This window comes from Streptomyces sp. A 4/2, from assembly GCF_940670765.1.
Taxonomy (GTDB): Bacteria; Actinomycetota; Actinomycetes; order Streptomycetales; family Streptomycetaceae; genus Streptomyces.
Genome location: NZ_CALNVW010000019.1, coordinates 66,309 through 84,099 on the forward strand (window position 1 = coordinate 66,309; position 17,791 = coordinate 84,099).

A 17,791-nucleotide genomic window follows, 5' to 3' on the forward strand; every position below is an offset into this window, starting at 1 on the left:
ATGATCGAGATTCCGTCGGACCTGCATCCGAGCCTCGTCCCCCTCGTGTTCCTCCTCGGCCACTGGGAGGGAGCGGGCGTCGCGGCTCCCTTCGGTGACGCCGGGGAAGGCAGCCCCGCCGGGGAGCAGTGCAACTTCGGCCAGGAAGTCGACTTCAGCCACGACGGCCGGGACTTCCTGGAGTACGTGTCGCACACCTGGGTGCTCGACGCCGAAGGCAAGAAGGTCAGGCCGCTGGAGTCCGAGTCGGGCTACTGGCGCGTCGACGAGCACCGCAAGGTCGAGGTCGTGATGGTCCGCGACCAGGGCGTCGTCGAGATCTGGTACGGCGAGCTGGCCGACCAGAAGCCGCAGATCGACCTGGTCACGGACGCGGTGGCGCGTACCGCGGCGTCCGGTCCGTACTCCGGTGGGAAGCGGCTCTACGGTTATGTGAAGAGCGACCTGATGTGGGTGGGGGAGAAGGCCACCCCCGAGATCGAGCTGCGGCCGTACATGTCCGCGCATCTGAAGAAGGTCGTCGACCCGAAGGAATGGGCGAAGGACGTCGTGGATCTGCCCGACGACGGAATCGCGTTCTTCAAGTAGCCCGCGTTCTTCGAGCAGCCTGCTTTCTCCGAGCGGGCTGCTTCCTCCAAGTAGCCCGCTCCGGGGCTGCCGCTCCTAGACTGGGGGTGTGGTGACCACCGACTGGCAGAGCGACCTCCGCAGCCGCGGGTACCGGCTGACCCCTCAGCGGCAGCTGGTGCTGGAGGCTGTCGACAGGCTGGAGCACGCGACGCCCGACGACATCCTCACCGAGGTGCGCAGAACCGCGGGCGGCGTGAACATCTCCACGGTCTACCGGACCCTGGAGCTGCTGGAGGAGCTGGAGTTGGTGAGCCATGCCCATCTCGGGCACGGCGCTCCCACGTACCACCTCGCCGACCGGCACCACCACCTCCACCTGGTGTGCCGGGACTGTACGAACGTGATCGAGGCGGACATGAGCGTCGCCGCCGACTTCACCGCGAAGCTCCGCGGGATGTTCGGTTTCGAGACGGACATGAAGCACTTCGCGATCTTCGGGCAGTGCGAGAAGTGCGCCGGGAAGGCTTCCGGCGGTCAGCCGTAGGCTTGCGTACATGAAGAGCCCGCTGCTGTCCCTGCCCGGTGCCGTCCCCGCCGAAGGACGAGACGAAGGTGTTGCCGCGCACTACGGCGACCTGTTCCGCGAGCAGCGCGCGCTCGCGGCCGGTACCGGCCTCGTCGATCTCTCGAACCGCGGTGTCGTCACCGTCTCCGGCGCCGACCGGCTGAGCTGGCTGCATCTGCTGATCACCCAGCACGTCAGCGAGCTGCCGCCGGGGGTGGCCACCGAGGCGCTGATCCTCTCCTCCAAGGGCCACATCGAGCACGCGCTCTACCTCGTCGACGACGGCGAGACGCTGTGGGCGCACGTGGAGCCGGGGACGCAGCAGGAGCTGGTCGCGTACCTGGAGAGCATGAAGTTCTACTACCGGGTCGAGGTCGCCGACCGGACCGACGCGTTCGCGGTCGTGCACCTGCCGGCCGGTTCGATCGCCGCGGTGCCGGACGGCGTGACCGTACGGGAGACGGCGTACGGCCGTGATCTCTTCCTGCCGCGGGAGCAGCTGGAGGCGTACGCGGCACAGCACGGCCCGGCCGTCGGACTGCTGGCGTACGAGGCGCTGCGCATCGAGGAGCACCGGCCGCGGCTGGGTCTGGAGACCGACCACCGCACCATCCCGCACGAGCTGGGGTGGATCGGCACGGCCGTGCACCTGGAGAAGGGCTGCTACCGGGGCCAGGAGACGGTCGCCCGTGTCCACAACCTGGGGAAGCCGCCGCGGCGGCTGGTCTTTCTGCATCTGGACGGGAGCGAGGTGCTGCTGCCGGGGCACGGTACGCCGGTCAGGCTCGCCGCGGACGGTGCCGAGGGCCGCCAGCTGGGCTTCGTCACCTCGTCGGCCCGCCACCACGAGCTGGGGCCGATCGCGCTGGCGCTGGTGAAGCGGAACGTGCCGGTGGACGCGGAGCTGATGGCGGGGGACACGGCGGCGTCCCAGGAAGTCGTCGTCGAGCCCTGAGACGTCAGCCCTGAGACGTCGGGCCTGAGCCGCCTCAGACCCGAGACGGCTGAGGCCCTGGATCTCCGAGGCGCCTCAGAGGTCCAGCACGATCGTGAACGGGCCGTCGTTCGTCAGCGAGACCCGCATGCTCGCGCCGAACCGGCCCGTTCCCACGGTCGCCCCCAGGGCCCGCAGCTGCGCCACGACCTCGTCGACGAGCGGCTCCGCCACCTCGCCCGGCGCGGCCCCGTTCCAGGTGGGCCGGCGGCCCTTGCGGGCGTCTCCGTAAAGAGTGAACTGGGAAATCACCAACAAGGGTGCATTTACGTCCGAGCAGGATTTTTCGCCCGACAGGATGCGTACCGACCAGAGCTTGCGGGCGAGCTGCGCTGCTTTTTCCTTTGTGTCCTCATGGGTGACACCCACCAGGACGCACAACCCCTCGCCGGTGATCTCACCGACCGTCTCACCTGCCACGACGACGCTCGCGCCGTCCACCCTCTGCACCACTGCACGCATACGGGCCAATGTACCGGGGGGCCGAACGGGTGCGATCGGTCGGCGCAGGGGCTACCGGGAGTGGCAACATGCACGGGAGGCGGTGCTTCCCCTCGGCTCTGAGGGCCCGGGGAGACCCCATGCACCGGTCGAGGGGACGGAATACGCATATGAGCACATCTGGTATCGGGCGCTCGCCCGGTCCCGTGTCCATGACCCGGATCAGCTCCGTACAGCGAGCACCCGCACCGAGGTCGGGCACCGCGCTCCCGGCGGTCACCGAGCACGACATCGGCGGTCTGCGTCTGCCCGAGCTGCGTACGCTGCGCAGGGACGCCCAGCGGGACGAGGCCGATCTGAGCTACGTACGGCGGATGCTGCACGGGCGGATCGACATCCTCCGCGCCGAGCTCTCCCGGCGTACCGGCCCGGAGTCCCCGGTCGTCGACCGGCTCTCCGAGATCCTCGCGGACGTCCCCTCCTCGCACCGTTCGTCGGCCCGGCACGTCACGCTCTCCCCGCCGCGCAGCGCGGAGAACAGCAAGCTGGCCACCGACATGCTGGCCGAGGTGGAACTCTCCGACCTCGGCGCCCGTACGGACGAGGAACTGCACACCGGCATGGGCCGTCTGGTCCGCTACGAGCAGCAGGTCTCGCGCCGCAGGCAGCACCTCCAGCGGACCGCCGACGATTGCAGCGCGGAGATCGCCCGCAGGTACCGTGAAGGCGAAGCACAAGTAGACGACCTGCTCACCTGAGGCGATCCTTCCGGTCGGGCGGGCCACCCCCGTTCGGAAGGCCGACCATGACCGCCAGTTCCCCTGCCCCGCTGTCCCCGGTTCTCGCGGAGGTCGTCCGGTCCGGCTTCGTCGAGGGGCGGCACCGGGGCTCGCTGGTGGTCCTCGCCGCCGACGGCAGCGTGGAGTACGCACTCGGCGACCCGTCACTGCCGGTCTTCCCGCGCTCCAGCAACAAGCCGATGCAGGCCGCCGCGATCCTGCGGGCCGGTCTGGATCTGGCGGGCGAGAGGCTGGCACTGACCTCGGCGAGCCACTCGGGCGAAGGCTTCCACCTGGCTCTCGTACGGAAGATGCTCGGCGAGTACGGGCTGAGCGAGGCCGATCTCCAGTGCCCGGCGGATCTGCCGCTGGACCCGGTCGAGGCCGAGGCGTACCTCGCGGCGGGTCAGGTCCGTGAGCGCGTCACCATGAACTGCTCGGGCAAGCACACCGCGATGCTGGCCGTCTGCGCGCGGAACGGCTGGCCCACCGACTCCTACCTCGACCCCGCGCACCCGCTCCAGCAGCTGGTGCTCACGGTGGTCGAGGAGGCCGCGGGCGAACGGGTCACCGCGATCGGTACGGACGGCTGCGGGGCGCCGCTGATGGCGCTGAGCCTGGTGGGTCTGGCCCGCGCGTTCCGTACGTTCGTCCTCGCCCCCGAGGGCTCGCCCGAGCGCCGGGTCGCGGACGCGATACGCGCCCACCCCGAGTACGTCGCGGGCACCCGCAGGCCCGACACCTGGCTGATGCGCGCCCTGCCCGGGACGCTGTCCAAGATGGGCGCCGAGGCGGTCCAGGCCCTGGCCCTGCCCGACGGCCGGGCGCTCGCCTTCAAGGTCGACGACGGCGCTACCCGGGTCCTCGGCCCGGTGCTGGCGCGGACCCTGGAGCGGATGGGCGTGGACAGCCCGGTGCTCGGCAGGCTGGCGGACGCACCGCTGTTCGGCGGCGCCGCCAAGGTCGGTGAAATTCGCGCGACAGTCTGAAACGGGGGCCGTTAGCGTGCGGCGTATGACTGTCGACGTCCGCACGATCACCGAATCCGAGTTCCCCGACTGGTTGCGGGCCCTGCGCACCGGCTTTCTGCGCTCGCCCCTGGTCACGGACGCCGAGGTCGAACTGCGCCGCCCGCGCCTCGACCCGCCGCGCACCCGGGGCGCGTTCGACGAAGGGCGCTGTGTGGCGACCTTCCGGTCGTTCCCGCAGGAGATCACCGTCGTCGGCGGGGCCTCGCTCCGGGCGGACGCGGTCTCCAACGTGACGGTCTCGCCCACGCACCGCCGCCGTGGCCTGCTCAGCCGCATGATGGCCGCGGACCTGGCCGCCGCGAAGGAGCGCGGGGACACACTGGCGACGCTGATCGCCGCCGAGTACCCGATCTACGGGCGGTACGGATTCGGGCCCGCCACCTGGGTCAGCGACTGGACGGTCGACGTGGCCCGGACGGGACTCGACCCGCGCTGGTCGGGGCCGGAGGACGGCGGCCGGATCGATCTGGTCGACGCCGACGACGTACGGAAGACGGGCCCCGAACTGCACGACCGCTTCCGGGCCGGGCAGCCCGGTGCGATCAGCCGCGACGAGCGCTGGTGGCAGATCGCCACCGGTCTCCACCCGCTGCCCGACGAGCCCTGGACGGAACCCTTCCACGCGGTCTACCGCTCGGCGTCCGGCCAGGTCGAGGGGATGATGACGTACCGGGCCGACGACGTCTGGGGCGACAACAAGCAGCCGCAGGACACCGCGACCGTGAGCCGGATGCTGGCAGTGACCCCGGCCGCCCAGCGGGCCCTGTGGCACTTCCTCTGCTCGGTCGACTGGATCACCACGGTCAAATCCGGCCACCTGGGCCCCGACGACCTGCTCCCGCTGCTGCTGCCGGACCCGCGGGCGGCCAGGCTCACCACGCACGCGGACTATCTGTGGGTGCGGCTGCTGGATGTCGTACGGGCGCTGGAGGCCCGGACGTACCCGGTCTCCGGCACCCTGGTCCTGGACGTCCGGGACGCGGACGGCCTGTCGGCGGGCCGCTACCGGCTGGACGCGTCACCGGACGGCGCGACCTGCGCGCCGACCACCGGGTCGGCCGATGTCACGCTGGACGTACGGGAGTTGGGGGCCCTGTACCTCGGCGACGAGTCGGCGCTCCGGCTGGCGGCGCTCGGCCGCATCTCCGAGGAGACCCCGGGCGCGGTCGCGGTCACGGAGGCGCTGTTCCGTACGGCGGCCAGGCCCTGGTGCCCGGACGTCTTCTGACCGGGATTCCGGCCCCGCTGCGGTCCACGTCGAACCCCACGTACGGATCCGGCACCGCACGCACGCTCGGGCCGTCTGAGGCGCGAGTCCGAGGCACGGGTCCGAGGCGCGGGTCCGAGGTGGGAGTTTGAGTGCGGGGGAGACGGCCAGGAGAACGGAAGGAAGCCCTCCCGCCGAAGTCAGAAGCTGGTAGAAGAGCCACAGAAGTGGTTCGATGCGGTCGGAACCACCAGCAGTTCGGACCTGGGGCTGTCCGAACGACCTCTGATACGACATGACCTCGGCCACGAGGCGAAGCGAACAGGCGGCATCCGTGATCCGTGAGAACCTCCGAGACCGGATCAGGTCGACCCGCTCCGTGCTGTTGGGTTTCGACGGTCCGATCTGCCGGCTGTTCGCCCGCCACGAGGCGCTGGGGGTGGCCGCCGGGATGCGGCAGTTCCTGGCGGAGCGCGGGGTGGACCTGGCTCCGGGCACGGCCCCGGAGACCGCCGGCCCGCACGACATCCTGCGGGCGGTGGGCGCGCTCCACCCGGGCAGCGCACTGATCGTGGACCTGGAGGAGTGGCTGGCCCGGCAGGAGCAGCTGGCCGTCCCCGGGGCCTGGCCCACGATGTACGCGGACGGGGTGATGCGGACCTGGTCCGCGAGCGGCTGCCGGCTGGCGGTCACCACGGACAACTCGGCCCGCGCGGTGGACGCGTACCTCGCGGCGCGGTCGCTGTCCGAGTGCTTCGGCCCGCACATCCACGGCCGCACGGCGGACATCCAGCTGCTCAAGCCGCACCCGCACACCCTGGAGAAGGCCCTGGCAGGCCTGGACGCCGACCGGTCCTCGACGCTGGTGGTCGGCGACACGGTGACGGACCTCGAGGCGGCCCAGGAGGCCGGTCTGGCGTTCCTCGGCTACGCGACGAACGACCGCAGCGTCGACGAACTGGCCTCGGCTGGTGCGGACTTGGTCCTCAACACCTGGGAGCCGGTCCTGGACATCCTGTGGGGACGCTGACGGGTGCCTGCGGTGCGCGGGGCCGGTGATCCGCGCCGTGCGAGGGGGCGGCGGCCGTCCCGGGAACGTGATGGCGCATATTGAGGACCATGCTGGAGCAGGACGAAGGCGACACGGGCAGCCCGGTGTGTACCGGCGGTCCGTCTTCGTTGATGCTTGCGGGAGCCGGAGACGGTGATCTGTGGGCCGCGTGAGTGGGGACGACATGGAAATCGTGGTGGATTTCGACCGGGACTCCCGGGCGGAGCGCCGACTGACCGAAGAGCTGCGCGCCGGGCTGCCCGGCGAGGGCGCGGACCTCGGTGAAAGCCGTCCGTACCCCGGGCTGCTGGGCACTGCGATCGCTCGGGCGGACGGTGAACTGCTCGGGTGGGCAGCGGTGTTCAGCCCCGGGCCCGACCCGGAGGCGGCGGCCGTCCAGTGGCAGCTGGTGTCCCTGGAGCGGGAGCGCATCGTCTCCGGGTGCGTGGCCGAACCGGACGGGACCGGCGACCAGGAGGCCGTGCTGGCCCGCCTCTTCCGGGTGGCGGCCGACGAGGCCCGCGCCGCCGGATTCCGCGCGCTGGACTGGGACGGCACCGAATCGGAGCTCGACGCCCGGGTGGCGGCCGAGCTGGAGGCGTCCGTGCACCAGGAGCTCGGCCGCAAGTGGGGCATCTCCGCGCTCGGCCGCTGGCAGCGGCCGGCCGGACTGCCGACCGTACGGACCCGCCGCGCCCCCGAGGGGACGGGATGGCAGGGGCTGGAGCTGCTGACGGCCGCGGGGCGTACGGCGGCCCGGATCGCGGCGGTGGTGGCAGGACCGGAGGTGTACGTCGAGAAGGTCGGTCACCACGGCGTGGACGCACCCGAACTGGGCTCCCTGGTCGCGGAGTTCGTCGAGCAGGTGCGCCGGGACCATCCCTCGGTCGAGTCCATCCAGGTCCGCGAGGTGGACGACGAACTCCTCGGGCGGGGGCTCAAGGCGGCCAAGCTCCGGATCAGCCACCGGTGGTGGCAGTACCGGCTGCCGCTCTGAACGCCCTTCCTGGGAAGGTGCGTTGGGCTATTGGCGCGGCCGGGCGGGCTGGACGCGGCCGGGCGCGGCAAGCCCGCAGGCCCGCGTGCCGACGGCCGTGCGCGCCCGCTCAGATCTCCCGTACGACCCGGGCCGGGTTGCCGACCGCGACCACATTCGCGGGCAGGTCCTTGGTGACGACCGAGCCGGCACCGACGACGGTGTTCTCGCCGATCGTCACACCGGGGCAGACGATGACGCCGCCGCCGAGCCAGACGTTGTCCCCGATGGTGATCGGCTGCGCCGCCTCCCACTTGGCGCGGCGCGGCTCGGGGTCGACCGGGTGGGTCGGGGTGAGGAGCTGGACGTTCGGGCCGATCTGTACGTCGGCGCCGATCGTGATCGCCGCCACGTCGAGCAGGACGGCACCGAAGTTGATGAAGGTGCGCGGCCCGATGGTGATCCCGCTGCCGTAGTCCACCCGTAGCGGCGGCCGTACCTCGCAGTCCTCGCCCACCTTGCCGAGGAGTTCGGCGAGTGCGGTCCTGCGGCCTTCCGGATCGGCCGCGGACGTGGCGTTGAACTGCTCGCTGAGCACGGCCGCGCGCAGCGCGTCGGCGGCCAGCTCGGGGTCGTCGGCGAGGTAGAGCTCGCCTGCGAGCATGCGCTGCTTATGACTGGTCACGACGGGTGTCCTCCTGATCGACCGGTGGTGCTCGGACATACGTATCGACAGTACGGGGACGCCCGCCGGGCCGTCGGCGGGTGCGCCGCCGGAGTGGTCGCGGGCAGCCGGAAAACAAGTGGCAGACAACCGTGGGGCGCGCATAACTTGATCGCTCGTGACTGATGATCCGGAGGCGCTCGCCGAGCAGTTGGCGCACGGCGCCACGCACAGCACTGACGGCACCGACGGCGACGGGGATGATCGCCCGCGAGGAGCGGGAGCCGACGCGGGTGCCGACGCCGGCGGCGGGCTGTGGTCCCGTAAGTACCTCGCTGCCACCGCCAGTTTCGCCGCGGTGATGTTCCTGACCGGGTTCGCCGCGCTCGCGGTGGTGCCCACCCTGCCGGTGGCCGCACGGGACCTGCACGGGGTGTCGCTCTACCCGCTGGTGGCGGGCTGTTTCGTGGCCGCGAGCCTGCTCGGCGGGGTGCTGGGCGGGGACTGGGCGGACCGCGCCGGGGCGCGCCGTCCGCTGGCGGCGGGGGTGGTGCTGGCGGTGGTCACCCTGCTGGTCTCGGCGACCAGTACGACGATCTGGCAGCTGGCGGCCGGGCGCTTCCTGGACGGGGTGGCGGCCGGGATGGTGGCGGTGTCCATCAACGCCGCCATCGCCCAGTCCTACCCCGAGCGCCTGCGCCCGCGCGCCCTGTCGATGATGGCGAGCTGCTGGATCGTCCCGTCGCTGGCCGGTCCGCCGCTGGCCGGGCTGGTGGCGGCCTGGTGGTCCTGGCGGGTGGTCTTCTTCGGCCTGGCTGTCCTGACCGTGATTCCGTCGCTTGCCGTGGTGGCCCTGCTGCGCGGCCGTTCCGGGCAGACCGGGACGGCGCCGTCCGGGGACAGCGGGCCGCGCCCCGCGCTACTGGTCGCGGGAGCCGTGAGCGTGGGTGCGGCGCTGGCGCAGTACGCCGTGTCCGGCTGGGACGTGCGCCATCTGCTGTCCGCGGTGGCGGGGCTCGCGCTGCTGGTGGTGTTCACCCCACGGCTGCTGCCCCGGGGCACGGGGCGCGCGGCGCGCGGCCTGCCCGCCGCGGTGCTGCTGCGCGGCCTCAGCTCGGGGGCGTACTTCACGCTGGAGGCCTTCGTACCGCTGCTGCTCGCCACCTCCCGGCGGGTGCCGCCGGTGGCCACCGGGCTGGCCTTCACGGGCGCCGCCGTGGCCTGGGCGGCATCGTCCTGGGTGCAGGGCCACCTGCTGGACCGCCGGCCCCGCCACCACCTGGTCACGGCGGGTGCGGTGGTGATGGCCGCGGCGGTCGCGCTCGCGGCGGCCGGGACACATCCCGCGATGCCCGCGCTCACCGCCGCCTCGGCCATGGTCGTCGCGGCCGTCGGCATGGGCGTGCTCGCCCCCTCCCTCACTCTGCTCTCGCTCTCCCACAGCCCGCCGGGACGGCAGGGCTATGCCAGCAGCTCGATGCAGACCAGCCAGAACCTGGGCCAGATCGCGGTCATGGGCATCGCGTCCGCCCTGTTCAACGCCTGCCTGGGCTTCGGCTCGGCCGATCTGGCGGGCTACGCCGCCGCGTTCGGGCTGCTGATCGTGCCGTGCGCCCTGGCCGCCGTGCTCGCTTCCCGCGCCCGTGTGGACGGACCCGCTGTGTGAGACGGCGGGGCAGGGGCCGTCGCCGGGGCGGGGCCACCCCATGCGTCGTACAGATGCGCCCCCACGCGTCGTACAGATGCGGCCCCGCCGCCTCGGTCACCCCTCGGCGACCGGCCGGTAGGTGCACACATGCACGCCGGTCCCGCTGGTGACGGTCGAGACCAGTTCGAGCGCGTGGAGCGCGCCGTCGCCGGGGAAGATCGACTTACCGCCGCCGACGATCACCGGCATGATCACGAGCCGCAACTCGTCGACCAGACCCTCGTGCAGCAGGGTGCGTACGAGGGTGGGGCTCCCCATGACCAACAGGTCACCGCCCTCGGCCGCGCGCAGCTCCCGGATGCGGGTGACGGACTCGTCGCCGGGGATGCGTGTGCTGTTCGGCCAGGTCCGGCCGGGGTCGCCCGGCTCCCGGGTCACGACGTACTTCGGGATGGCGTTCATCCGGTCGGCGAACGGGTCGCCCGCACGCTCGGGCCACGCCGCGGCCATCGACTGCCACGTACGGCGGCCGAACAGCAGAGCCCCGGCCTGCGTCAACGCGTCGTCGAAGGCGCCACCCACCACCTCCGGATCGAAGAAGCGGTGGGACCAGCCGCCGTGCGCGAACCCGCCCTCGGTGTCCTCGTCGGGACCGCCCGGCGCCTGTACGACGCCGTCCAGGCTCATGAACTCACTGATGACGATGCGCACGGACTCGCTCCTACCTCGTTAGGGGATACCGCAAGGGAGACTGCCGCGCCGCTCGGAACTCATCGCACCGCCGTGAAGCCGGGTGGGAATGGGAACGATACGGGCGGTCGCGCCAGGTGTACGGGACCTGCACTCGGCGCAATCCGGCCGTGGAGCGGGGAAGGGAAGCCCTGGCTTTTGTGCGGGTACGGGTCACGGAGAGCCGGGACAGTGCCGCTGAACTGGTCTAGCCGCACCAGCGGTTGGGGCGCAAAGGCGCAAAGGCGCGAGGGCGCGAGGGCGCGTTGCGCGGACGCGTGCGGACCGAGATGCGGCCGAATGAGGAACTTCTGAACCTCGGTCCACGTCTCATCTGACGTGAGACCTGCGGCTGTTGTGCGCGTGGCCCCTCCCCGGTGTGGCCCGGCTCACAGCCCGGCTCACAGCCCGGCTCACTGTGACGCAGTCCTCACCACACATCCGGCAAGGACACCGCAGCGGCCTCCCGTTCGACAGCCTTCATCGTTACCATTCCTCCATGCCTTCCGACCAGGACGTTCATGACTCCGCGCGACGGGACGCCGCCCACGCGAACGAGCAGATCCGGGCGCTGGTCGACGCGGGAAACCTGGCGGGCGACGAGTACGAACAGCTCCTGGCCGAGTGGGTCGCGGCCCATCTGCACGGCGACCGGCCCGAGGCCCAGGGGCCCCAGGGTCCCTCGTAGCCCTCCGCGTTGAAGGTCTGCGCGCGGTGGCTGTCACATCCGCGGACATGGCGGTGTCTCTATGCCGAACAGGCAAACTCCGAGGAGGACACCATGGCGCTACGCATACCGAAGGCCGAGCTCCCCACCGAGCTCAAGGAAGAAATGATCAAGCGGTTCGGCGCTACGGCCGAACCCGTCGAGGCGACCTGGCACAACCCCGAAGTCTCCCTTGCCAGCTCCGAGTTCGGGGGCAAGGTGGGCGCGTGGCAGGCGGCCGACGAGGGCCTCAAGTCGTACGCGCACATGGCCGTCGCGGCCCAGGTCGGCTGCGGCTGGTGCCTCGACATCGGCTACTTCCACGCGCAGAACCAGGACTTGGACCTGGCCAAGGCGAGTCAGGTGCCGCGCTGGCGGGAGTCGGAGGTCTTCACACCGCTGGAGCGCGACGTGCTGGAGTACGCCGAGGCCATGACGAACACGCCGCCGACCGTTACCGACGAGCTGTACGCGGGCCTGCTCGACCGGCTCGGCCCGTCGGCGATGGTCGAACTCACCGCGTACATCGCCTACGTCAACCTCGCGACCAGGAACAACGTGGCGCACGGGGTCGAGTCGCAGGGCTTTTCCACCGCGTGCGAGATTCCGCTGGCCGTACGTCCTGGGAACACCGGCGGAGCGTCGACGGCGTGACCGAGGATCCGTTCGTCGCCCATCGCAGCCTGCTGTTCACGGTCGCCTACGAGATGCTCGGGTCGGCGGCCGATGCGGAGGACGTGCTGCAGGAGTCCTGGCTGCGGTGGGCCGACATCGACCGGTCGCAGGTGCGCGATCCGCGGGCGTACCTCGTCCGGACCGTCACCCGGCAAGCGCTCAACCGGTTGCGTACGTTGTCGCGCAGCCGCGAGGAGTACGTCGGCGAGTGGCTGCCGGAACCGCTGCTGACCAGCCCTGATGTCGCCGAGGACGTCGAACTCGCGGAGAGTGTCTCGATCGCGCTGCTGACCGTGCTGGAAACGCTCGGACCGACGGAGCGGGCGGTGTTCGTGCTCCGGGAGGTCTTCGAGGTCCCGTACAACGAGATCGCCGAGGCCACCGGGAAGTCCGCAGCCGCGGTGCGGCAGATCGCGCGGCGGGCCCGCGAGCACGTGGCGGCCCGGCGGCCACGGGTGCAGGTGAGCCGGTCCGAGCAGCGGGCCGTGGTGGAGCGGTTCCTGCTGGCGTTGCGCACCGGCCAGTTGCACGAGCTGATGGAGGTCATGGCACCGGACGTGGTGCTGATCGCCGACGGTGGCGGGCTGGTACCCGCCGTGCTGGATCCGATCCACGGAGCCGGACCGGTGGCGCAGTTGCTCGCGCGGGTGAACCGTGTGGTGGCCGCGTTCGCGATGACGACCGTGTCGCTCAACGGCGCGCCTGCGGTCCGTATCGAGATCGACGGCCAACCGTCCGCGGTGAGCCTTGTGGTGGAGGACGGCCGGATCACCCGGATCTACGCGATCAGGAACCCGCGGAAGCTGACGCGACTGGACGAACCGTCTCAACTCGCCAGGTGAGCCGACTGCGTTCGCGGTCGCCCGTGCGGTGACCACGAACGCAGTCGGTGTCCGGCGTCCGGTGTCCGGTGTCCGTGCCGCCGTCGGCGGATCAGAGCGTGAGTACAGGCCGGGTGGTGAAGTCCTCGCAGAGGTCTTCACCACCCGGGCCGTACACGAACTCGGCGGTGAAGGGGTTGCGGTTGGCCGTGGCCAGGGGCAGCCACGCCAGCAGGAAGCCGTACCCCCCGCACGCGGACTCGCCGCCGTCACCGCCGCGGACCGAAGCGATGTCGCTCGTCAGCTCCATGCTGCTGATGCGGGCCGGTGCGGTTCTCGTAGGGGATGTCGTCGAGAGGGCAGTCGTTGCCCCACCGGAACAGCGTGTCCGCGCCCGCTCCGCAGGCGTGCTCCCACTCGTCGGAGCTGGGCATCCGGAGGCCGCGCGCCGCGAGGACGGCGGGCATGTCGGCGGGCGGTTCGGTCAGGGGCTCGTCCTCCACCGCCATGAGCACCGTGGCCAGGGTGACACTCCGGCGGGGGCTGAGCACCTGCGCGAGGTGGGCCCGCAGGTCGGGGCCGTAACCGAAGCCTTGATCCAGACTCTCCGCGTAGTCGGCGGCCTGCTCGGGCGTCGGCTGCCAGGCGTCGAGATCGAACCCGAGCGTCACCTCGCCTCCGGGTATCAGGGCGAATTCCTGCCCGCCCCGCTCGATCCGGACCCGGTGCAGCGGAGCACCGAGGTGCTCGACGGCCTCCACGGCGGTCACCTGGCCGTCCACCTGGTGCGCCGCCTCCTGGGCGACGCGACGTGCGGTGGGCAGCTCGAAGGACCGCCACTGGTCGAGACCGAGATCAGCAAGAGACATGGGTCGCAGTGTCGCACCCAGGTCTGACCCCGGCCGCGACCGGCGAACTCCGAAGCCGCGGTGTGCCGTTCGCGCTGCGGCGGACGCTCTCGAGACGGGTACTCCGTTCACCTCCTACTGGCCCACGACCTTTGGAGCACCCTTCCGGCAGGACCTGCGTCGAGTGGGAGAGTGTCAGCGCGCTGCGAAGTCCGTGGAGTCCGGGTCTGCGAGGTCTGCGAGGTCTGCGAGCAACCCGGCTGCGGGCTTCGGGTGGACGAGCCAGCGCAGGTGACTCCCCTCAAGCGTCCGGACGTCGAAGGGGTTGTCAGGTGTGAGCGCGTTCGCCTCGCGAATCATGCGGTCCTGCACGGCGAGCGGAATGCTGGCATCGGCTTCCAGACGTACATAGGTCTTGGGAACCCGGCCCCAGGTCGTGGCCTGTGCCCGGTCGGCGGACGTACCGGCGTCGAGGTTCTCGTCGGGCTGGAAGGTGTTCAGGAATATCCGGAACTCGTCATCGGTGAGATCGGCGGCGAACCCTCGCTTGAACGCGGCGAGCACCGCCGGGTCGGCGGTGCGGAAGTTGGTCCGGAGCAGGCCGAGTTCGGCCGGGTTCCCGACGAGCGAGGCAGCGAAGGCCCCCGGGTCGACGTCCGCCATCTCCGGCTGGGCGTAGTAGTCGTTCACGTCCAGATCGACCGGGCACCAGGCGGAGACGTACACGATCCGGTCGATCAGCCCGGGCCGGGCGTTGGCGACGGCGGTGGCCGTGATGCCGCCCCTGCTGTGGGCGACGAGGACGGTGGGGCCGTTCCGCTTGGCCCGTTCGAGGACTTCGATGACGCGGGCGGCGTTGTCGGCGAGCGTGACTCCCTTGATGGCTCCCGGTTCCGCAGCGAGGGCATCGAGATCCTGCGGAGCTTGGTACGCGGCGGGGAAGGTCGCCTCGAACCCGTGCCCGGGAAGGTCGACCGCGACCGAACGGTGCCCGAGCAGGGCGAGTTCGGCCTGCAGCGGCGCGAACGAGAACGAATTCGCGAAGGCCCCATGGACAAGGACGAATGTCGGCAGAGTCTGCATGCCTCAGCCTCCAACAGAAAGATCTTCAGAACAAGATCAGGGTTCGAGAGAGCCAGGCAGTGGTTCGCCTGCCCACGGAAGAGCGGACTGCCCACGCACCGCGGCGTCGAGTACCGACGGGGCCGCCGGGGGTGCCGCCGGGGGTGCCGAGGCGCGATGGGTGTCACCCGGAGGAACCTGGCTTAGTGATGTGCAATCGGGCCAGCACATACCTGCTCTGCTGGACCAGTCGCATCGGATCCGGCCTCCGAGTGCTGGACCGACCTCTGGTCGGCACTGTGCCACCAGGGCAGCGTGTACTCGGCCAGCTTCGACCAGCGGTGATCACGCGCTGTCGGACAATCACGTGGAGACGAAGGCTCTGCGTCCCACCGACCCCACCGGCCTGACCGGCATTGGTCGACCTCTCCACGATGTCGCGCTCGCTCACGACCAGCAAGAGGTCGCCAGGGTGTTGACCTACATCTTCGGCGATGCAACCTGCCCGGACTGCGAGGAGGACTTCTCAGTCTCTGCCCAGATCAGCGCCAACTGGGCGGCCACGCTGGGGTGATTCGGCAGATCAGATCGACAAATGGCCGAGGTTGACTGAGTCACGCGACCGAATGGTTCAGACAGACCGAGACTGGCCCACCTTCAGCGGAACAAGCCACGCGAGCAGCCAGCGAGGTTTCGTCGATGTTGCTTGCGTCATCTGCCCCCGCAGCGACAGGAATCGTCGAGTCTGTGAGCGGAACGGTATGACATCGCAGTAGCGCACGCCGGCTACCACAACGAATTTGCGCCCGCGGGATGGTGGTGTGTCGCCCTACCCCGGTGGGGCCAACAACTGCTGGAAGGCGACTGCTGACGCTGGAAGTTGTCCCGTCCCAGATAACTGTGGGCAGGGGGAGGCTCTGAGCTGTGTTGCCTACGGTTGAGTGGGACAGGTCGGCTGTCGGTGTCCCGCTCGGCCATAGGCAGCCGCCACTAGGGTGTTCATCGCGGAAGTCCACCGACCGGCTCGGAGATGCCATGCCCATGCAGATCAAGTTGGTTGCGATAACGCTCGATTGCTCTGATCCGCTGGCTCTGGCGGCGTTCTATCAGCAGGCAACCGACCATGAACTGCACCCGAAGTCAGATGCCGACTTTGCGGGTCTCAACGGCGAACACGGACTCCTCATCGGCTTTCAACGGGTCGACGACTACCGGGCTCCGAGCTGGCCCGACCAAATGGTCCCCCAGCAGCTCCATATCTGCTTCAAGGTCGATGAGGACTTGGACGTGGCCGAGGCCCGGTTGCTGGAGTTGGGTGCGGGCAAGCCGGACCACCAGCCACATGGCGACAGGGCGCGAGTCCTCACTGATCCGGCTGGGCATCCATTCTGCATCGTCAGAAGCTGATTGAGGGGTTCAGGAGGGCCTCTGCCGAGGTACTGACTGCTCTTCCGCGCACCGGTCGATGCGCCGTACTACCGTGGCGCGCTCCTGGCCGAGTCCGACGAGGGAGGGACCGGCCAGGGGAGGGGTGCCAACGGGTAAGCGGCGTTGGAACTCTGCGAGGTCTCGACCGATGTCGTCGGGGTGACCACGTCGGCCAGCATGTCGAGGAGCGCGTACGTGCCTCAATCTGGGAGATCGCCGGCAGCAGCATCCGAAGGGTCTCGTGGATGAGACCCGTCAGGAGTGCCAGCCGTGGCAGAACTACCGGAGTCCAGCGCCATAACGCGTCCCGTCCGCCTTTCGATCAGCACGTTTTTGAATGACGTCAGGGTTTTCGCCAGTTGGCCCGACGTCACGTGATGTGCGGCGGCGAGGCGGTGCAGATACCAGCCGAAGACCTCCGCGTGGGCTGGCGGCAGAGGAAGTGGCAGGAGCTGGACTGGGGCTTCCCAGGGTCCCACTACTCAGGCCGGCTTCGGCCTGCGGGCGCACTTGGCACGGGCGATCGGGCCGGGTCTCCACTGGTGCCCCTATCAGCCGATGAGCGCCTCGGTGATCTGCCGGGTGGTCTGCGCGGCGACCCGAGGGTTGACGGCGGCGTAGGAGGTGTAGGCGTTCAGACCGGTGGCCATGGCCCAGCCGCGGCCTCGCAACCATGTGGCGTCGTCCACACCGAGCGCGTTACGGAAGGAGGCTCGGCTGCTGGCCGTCATCAGGGTGAAGGCGATCAGCAGGTCGCAAGCCGGGTCACCGATACCGAGCCCGCCAAAGTCAATGACGGCGCTGAGGTGGCCGTGGATGGTCAGCAGGTTGCCCGTGTGGAAGTCGCCGTGGAAACACACCGGAGGGCCATCCCATCCGGGGGCGCTCACGGCCGCATCCCACAGCTTGGTCATCGCCGTGGCGTCGAAAATGCCATCGACCTTTGCGATGGCGACCCGCGTCGCGCGGTCTCGTTCGGACAACGACCAACTGGTGAGATATTCGCGGGCAGTCTTGGGTGTGTTCTCGGGTGTAAACCGCTGTAGAGCGGCCAGGAAGTGCGCCAGTTCGACCGCGGTCCTGGTGGAGTCGGCCAGTGCGTCGACGGTCGCCACTTCACCTTCAAGCCATCGGGACACCGCCCACGGCCACGGATAGCCCAAGCTGGATTCCCCCACCTCTACCGGTACCGGAATGGTCAGGGGGAGGTACGGGGCGAGTCGGGGTAGCCACTGGAACTCCTTCCTGGCCTGACCGATGACCCCGGCATGGCGGGGCATCCGGACGGCCAGCTCCTCGCCCAGCCGGTAGATCACATGGTCGGAGCCGGCCGGGTCAAGCAGCTTCAGAGGCAGTCTTGCCCACCGCGGGAACCGGGTGTCGATCAGGCGCCTGACGAGTGCGGCATCGATCTCGGGTCGGGAGTCCGCCGTTCTCGCGGTTGCCAAGACAGCTCCTGTGGTTGGTTCACTCCGTGCGGCGGACGGTATGGGGTCATCACAGTGTGTCGTGGCTCTGCCTGTCGTCCGATTTATCGCCGTGCGCAGCTACTCATCGGAGCGCGGTTGGCTCCGCAGATTTGATCGGGACCCGTTC

The 17,791-nt window shown here is 70.1% G+C and carries 19 protein-coding genes and 1 pseudogene; 14 read left to right on the forward strand and 6 right to left on the reverse strand.

The genetic code is table 11. The features are described 5' to 3' along the window. The 3 genes from NBY69_RS12885 to NBY69_RS12895 all read left to right on the forward strand — a co-directional run bounded on the left by NBY69_RS12885 (position 1) and on the right by NBY69_RS12895 (position 2,090). Positions 1 to 588, forward strand: coding sequence for an FABP family protein (locus tag NBY69_RS12885; RefSeq protein WP_250300965.1), 588 nt, complete (start codon positions 1 to 3; stop codon positions 586 to 588). A gap of 88 nt (positions 589 to 676) precedes the next feature. After that, the gene (locus NBY69_RS12890) at positions 677 to 1,114 is read left to right on the forward strand and encodes a Fur family transcriptional regulator (protein WP_250300966.1); all 438 of its coding nucleotides are present in this window, start codon (positions 677 to 679) and stop codon (positions 1,112 to 1,114) included. Between the two features lie 10 nt (positions 1,115 to 1,124). After that, entirely contained in the window at positions 1,125 to 2,090 is a 966-nt protein-coding gene (locus NBY69_RS12895; protein WP_250300967.1) for a folate-binding protein YgfZ, read from the forward strand. A 75-nt stretch (positions 2,091 to 2,165) separates the two neighbouring features. Here NBY69_RS12895 and dtd read toward each other — a convergent pair whose 3' ends face one another. Continuing rightward, a complete protein-coding gene (gene dtd, locus NBY69_RS12900; protein ID WP_250300968.1) occupies positions 2,166 to 2,591 on the reverse strand; it encodes a D-aminoacyl-tRNA deacylase in 426 nt (141 codons plus the stop codon). Positions 2,592 to 2,740: 149 nt separating this feature from the next. On the opposite strand from dtd, the gene NBY69_RS12905 reads away from it, so the two are divergent. The 5 genes from NBY69_RS12905 (at position 2,741) to NBY69_RS12925 (ending at position 7,635) form a co-directional block, all read left to right on the forward strand. Then, entirely contained in the window at positions 2,741 to 3,328 is a 588-nt protein-coding gene (locus NBY69_RS12905) for an ABC transporter substrate-binding protein (RefSeq protein WP_250300969.1), read from the forward strand. 47 nt (positions 3,329 to 3,375) lie between these two features. Continuing rightward, the gene (locus tag NBY69_RS12910) at positions 3,376 to 4,338 is read left to right on the forward strand and encodes an asparaginase (protein WP_250300970.1); all 963 of its coding nucleotides are present in this window, start codon (positions 3,376 to 3,378) and stop codon (positions 4,336 to 4,338) included. A gap of 25 nt (positions 4,339 to 4,363) precedes the next feature. After that, positions 4,364 to 5,608: a GNAT family N-acetyltransferase gene (locus NBY69_RS12915; RefSeq protein WP_250300971.1), complete on the forward strand. Its 1,245-nt coding sequence runs from the start codon at positions 4,364 to 4,366 to the stop codon at positions 5,606 to 5,608. A 313-nt stretch (positions 5,609 to 5,921) separates the two neighbouring features. Further along, complete coding sequence (locus NBY69_RS12920) at positions 5,922 to 6,617, forward strand: HAD family hydrolase (protein WP_250300972.1); 696 nt, start codon at positions 5,922 to 5,924, stop codon at positions 6,615 to 6,617. A 205-nt stretch (positions 6,618 to 6,822) separates the two neighbouring features. Continuing rightward, positions 6,823 to 7,635, forward strand: coding sequence for a hypothetical protein (locus NBY69_RS12925; protein WP_250300973.1), 813 nt, complete (start codon positions 6,823 to 6,825; stop codon positions 7,633 to 7,635). Positions 7,636 to 7,744: 109 nt separating this feature from the next. Here the strand turns inward: NBY69_RS12925 and NBY69_RS12930 are convergent, their stop codons facing one another. After that, positions 7,745 to 8,278, reverse strand: a complete 534-nt coding sequence (locus NBY69_RS12930; RefSeq protein ID WP_250301343.1) for a sugar O-acetyltransferase — start codon at positions 8,276 to 8,278, stop codon at positions 7,745 to 7,747. A gap of 361 nt (positions 8,279 to 8,639) precedes the next feature. On the opposite strand from NBY69_RS12930, the gene NBY69_RS12935 reads away from it, so the two are divergent. Next, complete coding sequence (locus NBY69_RS12935; protein WP_308409481.1) at positions 8,640 to 9,944, forward strand: MFS transporter; 1,305 nt, start codon at positions 8,640 to 8,642, stop codon at positions 9,942 to 9,944. Positions 9,945 to 10,040: 96 nt separating this feature from the next. On the opposite strand, the gene NBY69_RS12940 is transcribed toward NBY69_RS12935, so the two are convergent. Next, complete coding sequence (locus NBY69_RS12940) at positions 10,041 to 10,637, reverse strand: dihydrofolate reductase family protein (protein WP_250300974.1); 597 nt, start codon at positions 10,635 to 10,637, stop codon at positions 10,041 to 10,043. A 517-nt stretch (positions 10,638 to 11,154) separates the two neighbouring features. Here NBY69_RS12940 and NBY69_RS12945 point away from each other — a divergent pair. The 3 genes from NBY69_RS12945 (at position 11,155) to NBY69_RS12955 (ending at position 12,878) form a co-directional block, all read left to right on the forward strand. Then, positions 11,155 to 11,343 (forward strand): hypothetical protein, encoded by a 189-nt coding sequence (locus tag NBY69_RS12945; protein WP_250300975.1) that lies wholly within the window; start codon positions 11,155 to 11,157, stop codon positions 11,341 to 11,343. Positions 11,344 to 11,436: 93 nt separating this feature from the next. Then, a complete protein-coding gene (locus tag NBY69_RS12950; protein WP_250300976.1) occupies positions 11,437 to 12,015 on the forward strand; it encodes a carboxymuconolactone decarboxylase family protein in 579 nt (192 codons plus the stop codon). Beyond that, positions 12,012 to 12,878 carry an RNA polymerase sigma-70 factor gene (locus NBY69_RS12955; RefSeq protein ID WP_250300977.1) on the forward strand — a complete coding sequence of 289 codons (867 nt, stop codon included), beginning with the start codon at positions 12,012 to 12,014 and terminating at the stop codon, positions 12,876 to 12,878. The genes NBY69_RS12950 and NBY69_RS12955 overlap by 4 nt, the downstream gene beginning before the upstream one ends. 91 nt (positions 12,879 to 12,969) lie before the next feature. Here NBY69_RS12955 and NBY69_RS12960 read toward each other — a convergent pair. After that, positions 12,970 to 13,726, reverse strand: a pseudogene (locus tag NBY69_RS12960) (hypothetical protein). Between the two features lie 174 nt (positions 13,727 to 13,900). Continuing rightward, positions 13,901 to 14,788 carry an alpha/beta fold hydrolase gene (locus NBY69_RS12965; RefSeq protein ID WP_250300978.1) on the reverse strand — a complete coding sequence of 296 codons (888 nt, stop codon included), beginning with the start codon at positions 14,786 to 14,788 and terminating at the stop codon, positions 13,901 to 13,903. 346 nt (positions 14,789 to 15,134) lie between these two features. Here NBY69_RS12965 and NBY69_RS12970 point away from each other — a divergent pair, with 346 nt between their 5' ends. Beyond that, positions 15,135 to 15,341 carry a hypothetical protein gene (locus NBY69_RS12970; RefSeq protein WP_250300979.1) on the forward strand — a complete coding sequence of 69 codons (207 nt, stop codon included), beginning with the start codon at positions 15,135 to 15,137 and terminating at the stop codon, positions 15,339 to 15,341. Between the two features lie 461 nt (positions 15,342 to 15,802). Then, the gene (locus NBY69_RS12975) at positions 15,803 to 16,174 is read left to right on the forward strand and encodes a VOC family protein (protein WP_250300980.1); all 372 of its coding nucleotides are present in this window, start codon (positions 15,803 to 15,805) and stop codon (positions 16,172 to 16,174) included. A gap of 572 nt (positions 16,175 to 16,746) precedes the next feature. Here the strand turns inward: NBY69_RS12975 and NBY69_RS12980 are convergent. Continuing rightward, complete coding sequence (locus NBY69_RS12980; protein ID WP_250300981.1) at positions 16,747 to 17,643, reverse strand: aminoglycoside phosphotransferase family protein; 897 nt, start codon at positions 17,641 to 17,643, stop codon at positions 16,747 to 16,749. Positions 17,644 to 17,791: the final 148 nt, after the last annotated feature.

Excerpts from the sequence above, each read along its gene's own strand:
- NBY69_RS12885 (WP_250300965.1), top strand. The coding sequence starts at position 1 with ATGATCGAGATTCCGTCGGACCTGCATCCGAGCCTCGTCCCCCTCGTG.
- NBY69_RS12895 (WP_250300967.1), top strand. The coding sequence starts at position 1,125 with ATGAAGAGCCCGCTGCTGTCCCTGCCCGGTGCCGTCCCCGCCGAAGGA.
- dtd (WP_250300968.1), bottom strand. The coding sequence starts at position 2,591 with ATGCGTGCAGTGGTGCAGAGGGTGGACGGCGCGAGCGTCGTCGTGGCA.
- NBY69_RS12905 (WP_250300969.1), top strand. The coding sequence starts at position 2,741 with ATGAGCACATCTGGTATCGGGCGCTCGCCCGGTCCCGTGTCCATGACC.
- NBY69_RS12910 (WP_250300970.1), top strand. The coding sequence starts at position 3,376 with ATGACCGCCAGTTCCCCTGCCCCGCTGTCCCCGGTTCTCGCGGAGGTC.
- NBY69_RS12915 (WP_250300971.1), top strand. The coding sequence starts at position 4,364 with ATGACTGTCGACGTCCGCACGATCACCGAATCCGAGTTCCCCGACTGG.
- NBY69_RS12925 (WP_250300973.1), top strand. The coding sequence starts at position 6,823 with ATGGAAATCGTGGTGGATTTCGACCGGGACTCCCGGGCGGAGCGCCGA.
- NBY69_RS12930 (WP_250301343.1), bottom strand. The coding sequence starts at position 8,278 with ATGCTCGCAGGCGAGCTCTACCTCGCCGACGACCCCGAGCTGGCCGCC.
- NBY69_RS12935 (WP_308409481.1), top strand. The coding sequence starts at position 8,640 with ATGTTCCTGACCGGGTTCGCCGCGCTCGCGGTGGTGCCCACCCTGCCG.
- NBY69_RS12945 (WP_250300975.1), top strand. The coding sequence starts at position 11,155 with ATGCCTTCCGACCAGGACGTTCATGACTCCGCGCGACGGGACGCCGCC.
- NBY69_RS12950 (WP_250300976.1), top strand. The coding sequence starts at position 11,437 with ATGGCGCTACGCATACCGAAGGCCGAGCTCCCCACCGAGCTCAAGGAA.
- NBY69_RS12965 (WP_250300978.1), bottom strand. The coding sequence starts at position 14,788 with ATGCAGACTCTGCCGACATTCGTCCTTGTCCATGGGGCCTTCGCGAAT.
- NBY69_RS12975 (WP_250300980.1), top strand. The coding sequence starts at position 15,803 with ATGCCCATGCAGATCAAGTTGGTTGCGATAACGCTCGATTGCTCTGAT.